Below are 13,725 nucleotides of genomic sequence, written 5' to 3'. Positions count from 1 at the left end.
AAAATCCCGCCTCTAGCGGATCAGCACGAGCTTCGCGCGGGCGACGGGACGTCCGTCGACCTGCAGGAGGGCCGTGTAGACGCCGGCGGCGACAACCGACCCGGCGCGGTTCCGGCCGTCCCAGCGGACCGAACCGCGGCCCCCGCCGCCGGCCCGTCCGTCGATGCGCCGGATCTCGCGCCCGGCCACGTCGTGTATCGACACGGCGACAGCCGCCCCCGGCCGGCAGGCGAAGCGGATCTCCGTCGCCGGGTTGAAGGGGTTGGGGAAGGCGCCGATCGCGGAAATCGGCGGGGCGTCGGTTCCGGGATCGCCGTTCGCGTCCGGCCCGGCGAGCGGCTCGATGCGGCGGTCGGGATCTTTCGGGGAGGGTCGGCGGGGAACGACCGTGTCGTCGGGCGGGATGGCGTGGGGCAGCTCGCGGATCGCGTCGACGTTGATGTGGCCGAAGGGGGCCGAGCTGTCGTCGACGATGACGAGGTAGACCTCGCGTCCGCCGAAACGTTCGAGATCCCATGTGCGCTCGTCCATCGCATCGGTGCCGCGGCCGGTCTCGCGCAGGAGGACGCGGCCGGTGGCCGCGTCGCAGAGCGCGACGTAGAGCGAGTCGGGGCTGTCGCCGCCGCCGACGAGGAGGCGCATCGAGCGGCCGGTGACGGTGAACGCGTCGCTTCGGATCGCGCCGCGCGGGGCGTCTCCCTGCGCCTGCCCCGGCGTCGTGCCGCGCAGGGGGCCGGCGAAGCTCTCGTAGGTGCCGATCCACCAGTTTCCCTCGAATCCGATCGCCGTCGTGTCCGCGCCGCGCCAGGCGGGATTGTCGCCGTAGACCGGCTGGTGATCGAAGGCGTCGCCCCACAGGACCGACCACCCCGGCCCGGGCGGATCGGGGATCGCCACCTCCGGGTCGTTTCCGTTCCAGCGAAGCGTGTCTACGCGGATCGTCGAGAGGCCCTCCCCGACGGGGGCGGGGTAGTACGAGTGACGGGAGATCAGTTGCCGGTCGGGCAGGCCGATGTCGACGATCTCGGCGGCCGCGCCCGGATCGACGATCGTGCGGTAAATGATGTTCCATCCCGCGGTCAGGGAGTCGGAGGAGAGGTGTGAGACCCCGCCGACGCCCTCCTCGGTGAAGAAGAGATGGTAGCGGCCGTTACGCTCGACGAGCCGGGCGCTTTCCAGCGCGTGCCAGTTGTCGTGGACGTAGAGGGGGCCGGCGTCCTCCCACGTGAAGAGGTCGGTGGAGCGGGCGAGGGCGATGCAGCCGAGGTTGTCGCGGGTCATCGCCGTGTTGAGGAGGTAGTAGACGCCATCCTTCTCGAAGAAGGCGGGGTCGCGGTAGTTCGACCATTCGTCGGCGTGCCAGCGCGTCCACGACGTGTCGCCGTGGAAGGGGGTGAAGCGTTGCGGCAGGGCCTTCGTCCAGGCGTCGGGGCCGATCGAGATGGCGAGGCAGACTCGCTGGGCCGCGCTCCAGTTGGCGCCCGTGTAGTACATCAGCCAGTATCCCTCTGCGGGGGGGAAGGCAACGACGCAGGGGGCCCAGATCTGGAAGGCGTCCTCGTCGCCGGGGCCGGTCTCGAGCAGGGTGTCGTGGATCTTCCAGACGACGAGGTCGGCCGAGGTCGCATGCCCGAAGCTCGTCTGGTCGCCGCGGATGTAGTAGAGGTGCCAGAGGCCGTCGATGCAAACGAGGGAGTGGTCCTTCACGATGAAGCCGGGATCGGCGAAGACGGCCTGTTCGAAGTCGTAGCCGACGAAGCCCCCCGCGCCGCCGGCGCACGCGAGGATCGCCGCCGCGGCGAGGAGGATGGCGGCGCCCCGCGCCGCGGGAGCCGGTCTGTCGAGCGGGCGGTGCACCTCTCGCCCTCCCCGGGTAAGATCAGCGAAGCAGGATGAGCTTCCGCGTGAAGCTCTCCTTACCGATGACGAGTCTGCAGTAGTAGACTCCCGACGGTATGTCGCGATGCCCGGAGAGAGACGGGTTCCACCTGAATTCGTGGTCTCCCTGCGGCTTCACGCCGAGGGAATATCCATCGACGAGCCGTCCCCTGACGTCGTAGAAGGCGATGCGCACCGGCGAGCCCCCGTTTGTCCCGGAACCCACCGAGAAGGGGATCGTCGTGGCGGGGTTGAACGGATTCGGGTAGTTCTGGTGGAGCGCGTTCCGCGAGGAGGGGACCGATCCCTCGACGAAGAGCGGTCCGGCCACCGACGGATCGGACACGCCGGTCTCGACGATGAAGTACCAGTGGTCGACCGCCGGGTCCTCGACCTCGTCGAAATAGCGGAAGTCGCCCGTCGAGTAGACGGGCGCGGCGTTGCGTTTCACGCAGGAGGCGAACTCCGGGCTCTGCCCGCGGTAGACGTCGAAGCTCGATCCGGTGCCTCCGCAGTCCGTGCACCAGGAGATCATCACACCGCCGTCGATCCGTTCGCAGGCGTAGAGCGAGATCATGACCCCCGTCGTGGCGCTGAGACTGATCGGCACCCACTCCGCGGTGCCGTTGCCGAGCAGGACGCCGGTGATCGTCGTGTCGCGGTAGCCGGGCGCCGACGCGCTCAGCACGTAGAGGCCGGCCGGCAGGTGCGCGAAGGCGTATTCCTGGTCGGCGAACTCGTCGAAGCGGCCGACGAACTCGGCCTCGGCGGTCATCAGGTCGATCTTCGCTCCGTCGGGTACGCCGCACTCGGAGCCGCAGGTGAGCGTGCCCTCGATCAGGCCGGTCGGGCGGTCGATCCCGTACGTCTCGAGCGAGTCGTCGAACCAGAACCAGTAGTAGCCGTCGTCGAGTATGGAGACGATCCAGGGCGGGTCGAAGTCGTACCGGGCGTAGCCCCAGCCCCGCACGTGGTCGTAGCCCCAGTGCTGCGGGTAGTATTCCCAGTTCTTCGTGAACTTGAAATAGACGGTGTCCACGCCGTCCGCGCCGCTCACCAGCTGGAGTTTCCGCCACAGATGGTCGCCGGCGCGCTCCATGCCGTTCTCCGGGTCGGCCGGATCGCACGCAACGCCGTCGACGCTGCCGACGAGCTGCACGGACGCGACCGTTCCCGCGAACGCCGTCGCCGCAAAAAACAAAAAGGTGCCGGCGAGGACAACACCCTTCGAGATCGTACCTGTCACGTCTGCACTTCCTTTTATCGATGCGATGTCGTGTAGTCGGAGCCGTAAAAAGGAACCCATATGTTAAACAAAGTATACCTGACAAAGGAGTTAAAGTCAATCGTCAAACATATGCACGAGGTCGGGATCAACCCCGGCCGGCCGCTCCGCCGCCCGCTCCGCCGGCAACGAGGCGGGCCGCCTCGCGGGCCCTGCCTGCCGGCCCCTCGGCCGGGAACGGTTTTTGCAAAGGTCACGGTGGGGCGGCGGCGTTCTGCGGAGTCAATACCCTGCCGCGCAACGAGTTGTGTCTTGCGGCGCCCCCCGGTCCCCGGACGGGCCGTGTTGTAGTCTGCAATGATTTCGAAGGAGCATGCGAGTTGACGACGACGCTCGACACGGAGACCTTCGAGTCGCGCGATCTCTTCCGCAAGGCGGAGATCCATTTCAGGCGCAACAAGTACGCGCGGGCCGCGGGGTTGCTCACCGAGGCCCTCAAGATCTCCCCGAACCACCCGCTCTATCTCTCCTACCTCGGCGTCTGCGTGGCGATGCGGGGCGACGTGGAGGGGGGGGAGAAGATGTGCATGACGGCCACGGCGATGCGATCGAAGGAGCCGATGATGTACGTCAACATGGGACGTGTCCTGCTGTGCAGGGGACAGCGCCAGGAGGCCCGCGAGCACTTCATGCGGGCCTACCGCATGGACAACACCAACGCCCCGGCGGCCCTGGAGCTTTCCCGCATGGGCGTCCGCAGACGGCCGGTCCTGAAGTTCCTCCCGCGGAATCATCCCTTGAACGTTTATCTCGGCAAGCTGCGCCACCGCATCTCCTGCTGGCGGAGCCAGGAACTGAAAAAGCAGTAGCGCCCGGCGCCCGCGCCCTCTAGAATCCACCCTGTCATGCCATTCCGACGAACAGACCGCGCGACCGGCCCGGCCGGTCCCTGCCGCGGGAGCGCCCCCCCGCGTCACGCCGCGGCCGCGTCCCGCTTCGCGGCCGCACCGGGCCTCGTCCTGCTGCTTTTCGCCCTCGCCGTGCTTTCCGTGTCCTGCGGCGGCGGGCCCCGGGCGGGAGCCGCGGGGAGGGAGTGGGACGCCGAGCGAGCCGCGCTCGACCGGCGGATCGAGTGGCTCGTCGGCACCGCGCAGTACGGCGACGCGCTCGCGCTCGTCGACGGCGCCCTCGCCGCAGGCGAGGCGGACGCGCGCCTCCATGCGCAGCGGGCGCGATCGCTCGCCGGCCTCGACCGCCCCGAGGAGGCGGTCGCCGCGTGGGAACGGGCGATCATCCTCGATTACGAGGCCTGCGCGAGCCACCTCGACTTCGCCGTCCTGCTGATGCGGATGGGCCGCACGGGCCGCGCGATCACCGAATTCGACGAGGCCCTCCTCTTCTGCGACGGGGTCGACCGCGCGACGGTCCGGCGGAACATCGCCGTCGCCTGCATGAAGATGGAGCGCTACGACCGGGCAGTCGACCAGGTCAGGCGCGGGCTCGCCGAGCGCCCCGGCGATCCATGGCTCCTCGGCCTCGAGGGGCTGCTCGTCGCGGAGACCGAGCCGGTCCGCGCGGAGAGCCTCCTCGCCGCCTCGACGGCCGGCGGCGCCGCCGATCCCGAGTTCTCCTACCAGTATGCCCTCCTGCTCTTGCGGGCCGGTCGCCCCCGGGAGGCGGCCGCGATCCTCGAGCGGGTCCCGCCGGGCGGAGAACGCGAGCGGACGCTGCGCATGAACCTCGCCGAGGCCTGGCGCAGGCTCGGCTCGTTCGACGACGCCGAGACCGTCCTGCGCGGGCTCCTCGGCGGCGGGGACGACGACGCCGTGCGGTTGCGCCTCGGGCGCGTCCTCTTCTCGGCAAAGCGGTTCGAGGAGGCCCTCGACCTCTTCGGCGCGCTGCCGCCGACGGCCGAGTCGATGGACCGCGTCGCGATGTGCCACCACGCGCTCGGCGACAACGAGGCGGCCCTCGCCTGGTCGCTGCGGGCGAACGAGGCAGCCCCCGACGAGCCAATCTACCTCGTCAATCTCGCCGTCATCCGCGCGGCGCGGGGGGAGCTGGCGATCGCCGGCGACCTCCTCCGCCGCGCGCTCGAGATCGATCCGGAGAACGCCACCGCCGCATACAATCTCGAACAGCTCGAACGGGCGACGGATGAGATGCGTCGTCGGGTGAAAGGGGTTGTGCCGCGGCGGGGCATGCGGTAGAATCCCCCCCTGAAACAACACCGCGACTGGAATCGTATAGATAGATGGAGATTCCAGGAACGGAGGTAACGCGATGTTCTGCAGACACTGTGGCAGGGAGATCGAGGAGGCCGTCGAGTACTGCCCCGGGTGCGGCAAGAAGCAGCGTGAGAACGGCGAGACCTTCTCCCGCAAGCTCTACCACACGTGGGAAGTCACCCGGCTGAAGCCTGTCGACGAGCAGAAGAGTCCCGGTGTCGCTGCTGCGATCGGGTTCTTCCTCGGCTGGATCTTCCTCGGACCGGTCGGGTACATCTACCTCGGGCAGTGGAACTGGTTCTGGCTGACCTTCGCCATCCAGATCTTCGCCATCCCGCTGTCCGTGGGGTTCGCGTATCCGCTGCTCCCGATCGTGCTCGCCATACATCAGTACCAGATGGCGAAGGACCTGAACGGCATGCTTCCTCCGCTGCCCCCCAACGGGTATGCGGACGTGGATGAGCCCGAGGTCGATCGCACGTTCGAAGAGCTGTAACGAAAGGCAGCGGTGGACCGCAACCTCGCCCTCGAACTCGTCCGGGTAACCGAGGCCGCCGCGCTCGCGTCGGCGCGCTTCTTCGGCAAGGGCGATCCGACGGCCGCCGACGCGGCGGCCGTCGGCGCGATGGAACTGGCAATCCGCGGCGTCAAGATCACCGGCCACATCGTCATCGGCGAGGAACGGCTGAGCGCGTCGTCGCGTCTCTGCGCGGGCGACACGGTGGGCACGTGCGAGGAGCCCGAGGTCGACGTCGCGCTCGATCCCCTCGACTGCATCGACTCGGTGGCCGACGGGCAGGCCAACGCCGTCTCGGCGATCGCGCTCGGCCCGCGCGGCGCCTTCCGCAACTTCGCCGCGCCCCGGATGGACAAGATCGCCGTCGACGGCGAGGCGGCCGAGGCGATCGACCTCGAGGCCTCCGTCTTCGACAACCTCGTCGCCATCGCCCAGTCGAAACGCATCTACGTGGAGGACCTGACCGTGGCGATCCTCGACCGGCAGCGGCACCGCGGGCTCATCGAGGAGGTCAGGCGCGCGGGGGCGCGCATCGAGCTCCTGCGCAGCGGCGATCTCGCAGCCGCGATCGCGGCGGCCCTCCCGGGGACGGGCGTCGACGTCCTGATGGGGATCGGCGACACCACCCAGGGCGTCATCGCCGCGGCGGCCCTCGCCTGCATCGGGGGGGGATTCCGCGGCCGGCTCGTGCCGGCGGAGGGGATCGACGCGCGGGACCTTCCGGATGAGTACCGCACGGTCTACACCGAGCGCGACCTCGTCGGCGGAGACAACGTGATGTTCGCCGCCACCGGCGTCTCGCACAGCGACGTCCTCGACGGCGTGCGCTTCCGGCCCGGCGGCGCGATCACCGACAGCGTGGTCTTCCGCGGCAAGTCGGGCACGATCCGGTATCTCAGGACCGAACATTTCTTCGACAAGGCACCCGACTACTCGTGAGCGCATGAACGATCTCTTCGAACGCGAGGTGACGCCGCCGCTCGCCGAGCGGATGCGCCCCCGCACGCTCGAGGAGTTCGTCGGCCAGGAGGAGATCGTCGGCGAGGGGAAGATCCTCCGGCGCATACTCGACAAGGGCCAGCTCGAGTCCTCCGTCATCTTCTGGGGGCCGCCCGGGTGCGGCAAGACGACGCTCGCGCACCTCGTGGCCGCCTCCGTCGAGGCACGGTTCGTCTTCTTCTCCGCCGTGACGAGCGGGATCGCCGACGTCCGGCGCATCGTCGCCGAGGCCGACCTGAAGCTCCGCGAGGGGGGGAGCCGGACGATCCTCTTCGTCGACGAGATCCACCGCTTCAACAAGGCGCAGCAGGACGCCTTCCTTCCCCACATCGAGAAGGGCACGATCGTCCTCATCGGGGCGACGACGGAGAACCCGAGCTTCGAGGTGATCAACCCGCTCCTCTCGCGCTGCCGCGTCTTCGTCCTCGAGCCGCTCGGTCCCGCACACGTCGCCCGGCTCCTCGAACGCGCCCTGGCCGACGCCGAGCGCGGCTTCGGATCGCTCGACGTCTCCTGCGCCCCGGAGGACCTGGCCTACCTCGCCGAGCTGGCCGGCGGCGACGCCCGGACGGCGCTGAACGCGCTGGAGATGGCGGTGAGCTCGATGGACGAGTCGGCCGGGCCGATCCTGCTGACGCGCGGCATTCTCGAGGAGGCCCTCCAGCGGCGCAACCTGCTCTACGACAAGGGGGGCGAGGGGCACTTCAACATCATCTCGGCCCTCCACAAGTGCCTGCGGGGCGGCGATGCCGACGCGGGGCTCTACTGGCTCGCCCGGATGCTCGAGGCGGGGGAGGACCCGCTCTACGTCGCGCGCCGCCTCGTGCGCTTCGCATCGGAGGATATCGGCAACGCCGATCCCCAGGCGCTCCGGACGGCCCTCGACGCCGCCGACACGGTCCGGTTCATCGGGATGCCCGAGGCGAGCCTCGCCCTCGCGCAGGCGGTCGTCTACCTCGCCGCGGCGCCGAAGAGCAACTCGCTGTACGTCGCCTACGCCGCGGCGGCGAAGGACGTGCGCGACCGCGGCCCCCTGCCCGTCCCGCTCTGGATCCGCAACGCTCCCACGCGTCTCATGAAACGGATCGGCTACGGCGAGGGGTACCGGTACCCCCACGACGATCCCGATGCGGTCGTCGACCAAGAATACCTGCCCGAGGGCCTCGTCGGTCGCCGCTACTACGAGCCCGTCGAGCGGGGTTTCGAGCGCGAGATCGCCAAGCGGATGGCCTACTGGCGCCGCAAACGCGCCGAGCGGCGCGACTCGAAGGAATGACGGCCGCGAACCCGCGGCCGCGGCGCGCCGGCGGCCGCTTTCCGCGCGGCCCCGCAACCTCTTTCCCTCGCTTGACTTTTCCCTTGCGCTGTGCGATAATTGGCGTGTCGGAGTGCATGTTTCGCCCGGTAACGATTACCTGAACGGGGCACAACGGAGGAATGACAACATGAAGAGTGCGAACGCCCTGTTTCTTTCATTGCTGATTCTTGCGGCCACGGTCATCTCGGTGCCCGCGCCCGCGCGCGCGCAGTGCTACGGATCGCTGCTGCTCGCCCCCGATTTCTTCAAGTACGACTATCTCGTGCGTCTCTGCGTCCATTTCGGCGACGTCTCGGCCATTCCCGAGGGGATCGACTGCAGCCGGTCGCTCGTCCCCGGCGAATCGCCGATCGAGGTGCCGATCTACGCGTACAACGTCCATGACGGGATCGTCTCCGCCTGGTTCGCCGTCGAGAGCAACGACTCGATCGCGGGATTCGACCCGCGCGACGGCTTCGAGGTGGACAGCGAGGTTCTCACCGTCCACGACGGTTACTACAGCCTCGATCTCAAGCTCTCCGCGTTCGGCCCCGTCTGCGGCCCGGTCCTCGTCGGCTATGCCCTCATCGTGCCGACGCGGGGCGTCGATCCGATCTGGGTCGAGCTCACGCCGAACCGCATGTTCTTCAAGATGCAGGTCGTCGACGGCTACGGCGATCAGCACTACCTCTTCCCGCCCCAGCACGGCGCATACATCGGCTCGAGCTACCTCTACACCTGCCAGCCTCCGGTCTGCCCGGAGCCGAACGTGCAGGTGATGGATCTCGAGGCCTCCTCGGGCTTCGGCCTCTCGGTCAAGCTCGTCTGGACCGCCGGCACGGGCAATACGACGGTCCTCCGGTACCGGACGGACCGCTTCCCCACCGGCTACGAGGACGGCGAGTTCGTCGTCTCCATGCCGAGCGCGCCGGGAGAGCACCAGCAGTACTTCCACACGGGAGCGCCGCGCGGCCAGATCCTCTACTACGCCGCCTTCTCCCTGACGACCGACGGCAACGGCGCCGTGCTGAAGAACGGGTTCGTCGAGTGCGAGTCGACGGACACGACCTTCACCGACGGCGAGATCGCGGTCGAGAGCTCGAGCTGGGGCGACATCAAGCTGCGTCTCGACTGATCCGTCGATCTGCGCGACATTCCCCGCGGACCGGAGAAACCGGGCCCAAGGTCGGCGTGCGTCCGGACGAATATCCGGGTGAAGGCGATCCTGCGCCCGCTTCCCGCGTTCAACCTCGAAAGCGCCGGTTTCTTTGTCAGGCGAGGATCCGGCGAAGCAGGTCGCGCAGCTCCGCGACGCCCGAAAGCGACAGGTCGGCCCCGCCGATCGAGAGCCCCCGCGTGATCGCCGTCTCCACGAGAATCACCTTCATTCCAGCCGCCCGGGCGCTCTTCACGCCCTTCTCGGCGTCCTCGACGGCGACGCACGCCGAGGGGGCGAGCCGGAGCTCGGCGCAGGCGGCGAGGTAGGTCTCGGGATCGGGCTTGTACCGCGCGATGCCGTCCTTGCCGACGATCGCGGCGAAAAGGTCGCGCGCGTCGTTCGCCTCGAGGATCGCCTCGATGTCGCTCCGGTACGAGCCCGAGGCGATGGCCACGAGGAAGCCGGCCCCCCGGAGGAGCCGCGCCGTCTCGATCGCCTCGGGAAAGGGCGCGACGGAGCCGTCCCGGCAGAACGCCGCGTAGATCGGATCCTTCTCCGCCTGGATCGCGGCCGGATCGAGATCGAGGCCGTATCGGCGGATCTCCTTCGCCGCGCCGCCCCCCTTCGACGTCCATTCGAGCCAGTAGTCGTCGCGGTCGATCGTGTGGCCGTGCGCGGCGAAGACCGCCGCGTAGGCCTCGTAATGGAAGGGCTCGGAGTCGACGACGACGTTGTCGAAATCGAAGATGACGGCCTTCGCGCCGTCGAGGATTCTTTTCAGCGTATCCGTGTTCGTCACGGGTCTTCCTTTCCGTTCGCGGGGCGCGTCAGTCGCCGGCGCCCGTCCGCCAGGGGCGGTCGAGGAGGTCGGCGGGTGTGTCGATCGGCGTCACGTGCCGGACGAACCGGTACATCAGCCAGCATTCGAGGGCGAATGGGGGGAAGCCGAGAAAGCCGAGGACCGGCATCTCGAAGAGCTTCACGCCGGGGAGGTAGGGCACGTGGTAGTGCCAGCGCGTGATCGCCTGGAAGTTCCACGCCTCCCAGAGCAGCCCGCAGAAAAGCCCGGAGACGAGGAGGGAGACGGGGAGGGTGTAATCGCCCCGGCGCAGGCCGGCTGAGAAGGAGCCGATTTCGAGGCGGTCGTTCATCCCCTCGAAGAGCAGGAGCGCGCTGATCCACGGCAGCGGGCAGAGCCACGGCGAGGGGAAGAGGAGCGGGACGACGAAGAGGGCGAGACCGGTCCAGAAGAAGACCCGCTGCGTTGTCGGGCCGGGGTCCACCGGGCGGCGTTCGCGGAGGCGGTCGCCGAGGAGCGCCTCGACGAGGGCCGCCGTCACGAAGATCGCCGGGAATATCGTGGCGTATGACCATGCGTAGCCGAGCCAGCGCGCCGCGGTGTGCTCGGGCATCGCGTGGTACGACCACGAGCCGAGGAGCAGGTTCACCCCCTCGAAGACGTACCAGCAGGCGATCGACGCGGGCAGGGCGAGGAGGAACTCGCGCCGGCGGTCGGCGATCGGGGAGGCGCCGCGAAGGCGATGAACGAGCGCGTCTGCGAAGAGTATCCAGCCCGTCCACGCGATCGGCGTGAAGTAGAGTTCCACGACGCGGACGCCGCGGTAAACCAGGTACTCGGCGACGGCGACGATCGCCACGCCGAGCCAGCCGTACGGGGGAAAGGAACGCTTCACGGGCACCTCCTGTCCCCATGCTAGCACGCCCCCCGCGGGGGGGCAAGCGGTCCGGCGGGTGTCCTGCGACAGGCGGCGGGTGTCCTGCGAGAGGCGGCGGGTGTCCTGCGAGAGGCGGCGGGTGTTCTGCGACAGGCGGCGGATGCGGCGGCCGCGGGAGTGCGGCCGTGTCCGGCGCGCCTGGCCGCGCGGGGGATTCGTCGTTGCGGCGGCCGCGCGGCCGTGGTAACGTACAAATCCGCCGCGGGGACGCACCGTCCCCGGCCGGAACGATGCGCATGGCAGCACAGGTGGTGAGGATCGCGGAGCCGACGCCCGGTCTCGGGATGGAGATCGCGCGGCTCGTGGAGGAGACCGGCACGGCGGCCCGCTGGACGCCGGACGCCGAACTCTTCGCCGTCCTGGGCGGCGCCGGTTCGCCGCTCGGGATCGCGCTCGCCGAACGACTCGACCGCGACGGGGTGATCCACCTCGTCGCCGCGCGGCCCGGCGGGGAGGGCACGGGGAGCGCACTCGTCAACCACCTGCTCCTCTTCCTCTCGACCGGCTGCGACCGCGTCTTCGTCGTCGCCGGCCCGGCAGGCGGCTTCTTCGAACGCTTCGGCTTCCGGATCGTGCCGGCCGAGCGGCTTCCCGGCGAGCTGCGCGGGCGGCGCGCGGTGCGGGAGGCTCTCGACGCCGGTTGCAGGCCGATGACGATCGATCTGGCCCGGCGCCCGGGCTCGAACTGAACGGAAAGGCCACCCGATGACCGAACCGAACGGAGCGTGGGAGATCGCGGCGGCCACCGACCGCGGCCGCGAGCGCGAGCGCAACGAGGACTATTTCGGGGTGTTCGAGCCGGAAACGGCCGAGCTCGAACGCCGCCGCGGGATACTCGTCGTCGTCGCCGACGGCATGGGCGGGCATCTCTCGGGCGGCCGGGCGAGCAGAACGGCCGTCGAGGCCCTCGGCGACGAGTACTTCCGCGACGACGGGGACGCCGGCGAAAAGCGGAAGAAGGATGAGGAGGAACCCTCCCCGGCCGACCGGCTCGCCGACGCGTTCGCCGCGGCGAACCGCGCCGTCTTCGACGAGGTCGGCGGCGGCCGGAACTCCGTGGCCGGCACGACCTGCACGGCGGCGATCCTCTTCCCCGACCGCATCGTCGTGGCGCACGCCGGCGACTCGCGCGCCTACCTCCTGCGCGGCGGCGCGATCGAGCAGCTCACCGACGACCACAGCGAGGTGGGGGAGATGCTCCGCAAGGGGCTCATCGGCGACGACGAGGCGATGAAGCACCCGCGGCGCAACGTCATCACGAAGGCCGTCGGGCTCCGTGGATCGGTCGCCGCCGACGTCTCGGCGCCCTTGCCGGTCGAGTTGGGCGACGTGCTCCTCGTCTGCTCGGACGGGCTCACTTCGATGATCGGCGCCGACGAGATCGCCGCGGCACTCGCAGCCGGCTCGGTGCGCGGCGCCTGCGCCGGCCTCGTCGAGGCGGCGAACGCCGCGGGCGGCGAGGACAACATCACCGTCGTGGTCGCGAGAAGGCGCTGAGCGGGGGGCGGGTCAGAAGACGACGTTCACGCCGCCGCCGAAGCACGACGAATCCTCGCCGATCTCGAATTCCGCGAGAATCTGGTATTCCTCGGAGAGATGGATCCGCACGCCGCCGCGCAGGAGCGCCTCGGTGAGGTTGTCCACGCTGTCGTTTTCGCGCGGCCACTCGCCGGGGCCGTCGGCGCCCCGCGGGCCCTTCTTCGAGAAGAAGGAGCTCCTGAGGCCGATCGAGCCGTACGGCTCGAGGGAGACGGCCGTCGAGGCCCGGAGGATGCCGCTCGCGAGGAGGGAGAGCTGGAAGATGTTGCGGGTGAAATCGTCGGAGCGCAGGTGCCCGAGCGCGCCGTCGAGGGCGAGATCGACGGGGATCGTCGATTCGCCGCCGATCATGTAGACCTTGAAGTCGACCGCCGCGCCCCAGGAGTTCTCCCCCTCGATGCGGTCGTAGCCGCCCTGGAAGCCGAGGTCGGTGTTCTTCGTCGTCCGGAATCGGGCCATGACGCCGGTGCGGAAGACGTCGCCGCCTCCCAGCATGAAGACGCCGCCCTCGCCGTCGGAGGCGATCGCCGCGTTGGTGAGCGTCCCGAAGATCTGCGCGCCGGCGGCGGCGGGCACGAGGAGCGCCGCCGCGGCGACGACGGCCGCAACACGGGCCCTGGTCGATCTCTTGTTCGTCACGTCGCACCTTCCTGATCGTCGGCGGGGTTCAGCCGCTCCACTGTCTGTATGTATACGTGCCGGCGGGCCGAAAGTACACGAAAAACGGCCGGGAAAATTTCCTGTTGACGCACAATATGTCGTGTGGCATAGTCTCCTCGCCGCAAGATATTGCGCAATCGGGATACATACACGATTCAGACACAATATGATAAGGCATTGAAGGAACGGAGGTTGGAATGTCTGTGGATCGGCCGGCGCCGCACCTCTCCGAGAACGCCCTCCGCGTGGTCGAGAGACGCTACCTGCGCAAGGACATCGACGGCAGGCTCGCCGAGACGCCCGAGGAGATGTTCCAGCGAGTCGCGCACAACATCGCCTCGGCCGAGCGCCGCTACGGTGACAGCGCCAACCGGAAGACGTGGCAGGAGGAGTTCTACCGGCTCATGACGAGCCTCGAGTTCCTCCCCAATTCGCCGACGCTGATGAACGCCGGCGCCGAGCTCCAGCAGCTCTCCGCCTGCTTCGT

General features: G+C 69.1%; 14 protein-coding genes. 9 read left to right on the top strand and 5 right to left on the bottom strand.

Annotated features, from left to right (window positions below; genetic code table 11):
- Positions 1–12: 12 nt before the first annotated feature.
- Both JW876_03290 and JW876_03285 read right to left on the bottom strand, forming a co-directional pair.
- A complete protein-coding gene (locus tag JW876_03290; GenBank protein MBN1884535.1) occupies positions 13–1,857 on the bottom strand; it encodes a family 43 glycosylhydrolase in 1,845 nt (614 codons plus the stop codon).
- A gap of 22 nt (positions 1,858–1,879) precedes the next feature.
- Positions 1,880–3,124 carry a T9SS type A sorting domain-containing protein gene (locus tag JW876_03285; protein MBN1884534.1) on the bottom strand — a complete coding sequence of 415 codons (1,245 nt, stop codon included), beginning with the start codon at positions 3,122–3,124 and terminating at the stop codon, positions 1,880–1,882.
- 359 nt (positions 3,125–3,483) lie between these two features.
- On the opposite strand from JW876_03285, the gene JW876_03280 reads away from it, so the two are divergent.
- The 6 genes from JW876_03280 to JW876_03255 all read left to right on the top strand — a co-directional run bounded on the left by JW876_03280 (position 3,484) and on the right by JW876_03255 (position 9,279).
- Positions 3,484–3,972: a tetratricopeptide repeat protein gene (locus tag JW876_03280; GenBank protein MBN1884533.1), complete on the top strand. Its 489-nt coding sequence runs from the start codon at positions 3,484–3,486 to the stop codon at positions 3,970–3,972.
- 36 nt (positions 3,973–4,008) lie between these two features.
- Positions 4,009–5,313: a tetratricopeptide repeat protein gene (locus JW876_03275; protein MBN1884532.1), complete on the top strand. Its 1,305-nt coding sequence runs from the start codon at positions 4,009–4,011 to the stop codon at positions 5,311–5,313.
- A 73-nt stretch (positions 5,314–5,386) separates the two neighbouring features.
- Entirely contained in the window at positions 5,387–5,827 is a 441-nt protein-coding gene (locus tag JW876_03270) for a zinc ribbon domain-containing protein (GenBank protein MBN1884531.1), read from the top strand.
- A 12-nt stretch (positions 5,828–5,839) separates the two neighbouring features.
- The gene (gene glpX / locus JW876_03265) at positions 5,840–6,787 is read left to right on the top strand and encodes a class II fructose-bisphosphatase (GenBank protein ID MBN1884530.1); all 948 of its coding nucleotides are present in this window, start codon (positions 5,840–5,842) and stop codon (positions 6,785–6,787) included.
- Between the two features lie 4 nt (positions 6,788–6,791).
- On the top strand, positions 6,792–8,123 hold the full coding sequence (locus JW876_03260; GenBank protein MBN1884529.1) for a replication-associated recombination protein A: 1,332 nt from the start codon (positions 6,792–6,794) through the stop codon (positions 8,121–8,123).
- Between the two features lie 169 nt (positions 8,124–8,292).
- Positions 8,293–9,279 carry a hypothetical protein gene (locus JW876_03255; protein ID MBN1884528.1) on the top strand — a complete coding sequence of 329 codons (987 nt, stop codon included), beginning with the start codon at positions 8,293–8,295 and terminating at the stop codon, positions 9,277–9,279.
- Between the two features lie 136 nt (positions 9,280–9,415).
- Here JW876_03255 and JW876_03250 read toward each other — a convergent pair whose 3' ends face one another.
- Positions 9,416–10,102 carry an HAD family phosphatase gene (locus JW876_03250; protein ID MBN1884527.1) on the bottom strand — a complete coding sequence of 229 codons (687 nt, stop codon included), beginning with the start codon at positions 10,100–10,102 and terminating at the stop codon, positions 9,416–9,418.
- Between the two features lie 28 nt (positions 10,103–10,130).
- Positions 10,131–10,997 carry a hypothetical protein gene (locus JW876_03245; protein MBN1884526.1) on the bottom strand — a complete coding sequence of 289 codons (867 nt, stop codon included), beginning with the start codon at positions 10,995–10,997 and terminating at the stop codon, positions 10,131–10,133.
- 278 nt (positions 10,998–11,275) lie between these two features.
- On the opposite strand from JW876_03245, the gene JW876_03240 reads away from it, so the two are divergent.
- Together JW876_03240 and JW876_03235 are read left to right on the top strand one after the other, a co-directional pair.
- Positions 11,276–11,728: a hypothetical protein gene (locus tag JW876_03240; protein ID MBN1884525.1), complete on the top strand. Its 453-nt coding sequence runs from the start codon at positions 11,276–11,278 to the stop codon at positions 11,726–11,728.
- A gap of 16 nt (positions 11,729–11,744) precedes the next feature.
- A complete protein-coding gene (locus JW876_03235) occupies positions 11,745–12,536 on the top strand; it encodes a serine/threonine-protein phosphatase (protein MBN1884524.1) in 792 nt (263 codons plus the stop codon).
- 12 nt (positions 12,537–12,548) lie between these two features.
- On the opposite strand, the gene JW876_03230 is transcribed toward JW876_03235, so the two are convergent.
- The gene (locus JW876_03230) at positions 12,549–13,217 is read right to left on the bottom strand and encodes a hypothetical protein (GenBank protein ID MBN1884523.1); all 669 of its coding nucleotides are present in this window, start codon (positions 13,215–13,217) and stop codon (positions 12,549–12,551) included.
- Between the two features lie 218 nt (positions 13,218–13,435).
- On the opposite strand from JW876_03230, the gene JW876_03225 reads away from it, so the two are divergent.
- Positions 13,436–13,725 (top strand): ribonucleotide-diphosphate reductase subunit alpha (locus JW876_03225; protein MBN1884522.1); only part of this gene is annotated, 290 nt, incomplete at its 3' end.

It is taken from the genome of Candidatus Krumholzibacteriota bacterium (assembly GCA_016931295.1).
Taxonomy (GTDB): Bacteria; Krumholzibacteriota; Krumholzibacteriia; order Krumholzibacteriales; family Krumholzibacteriaceae; genus JAFGEZ01.
Note: the sequence above shows the minus strand (reverse complement) of the source record. Positions and strands in the feature narration are given on the sequence as shown.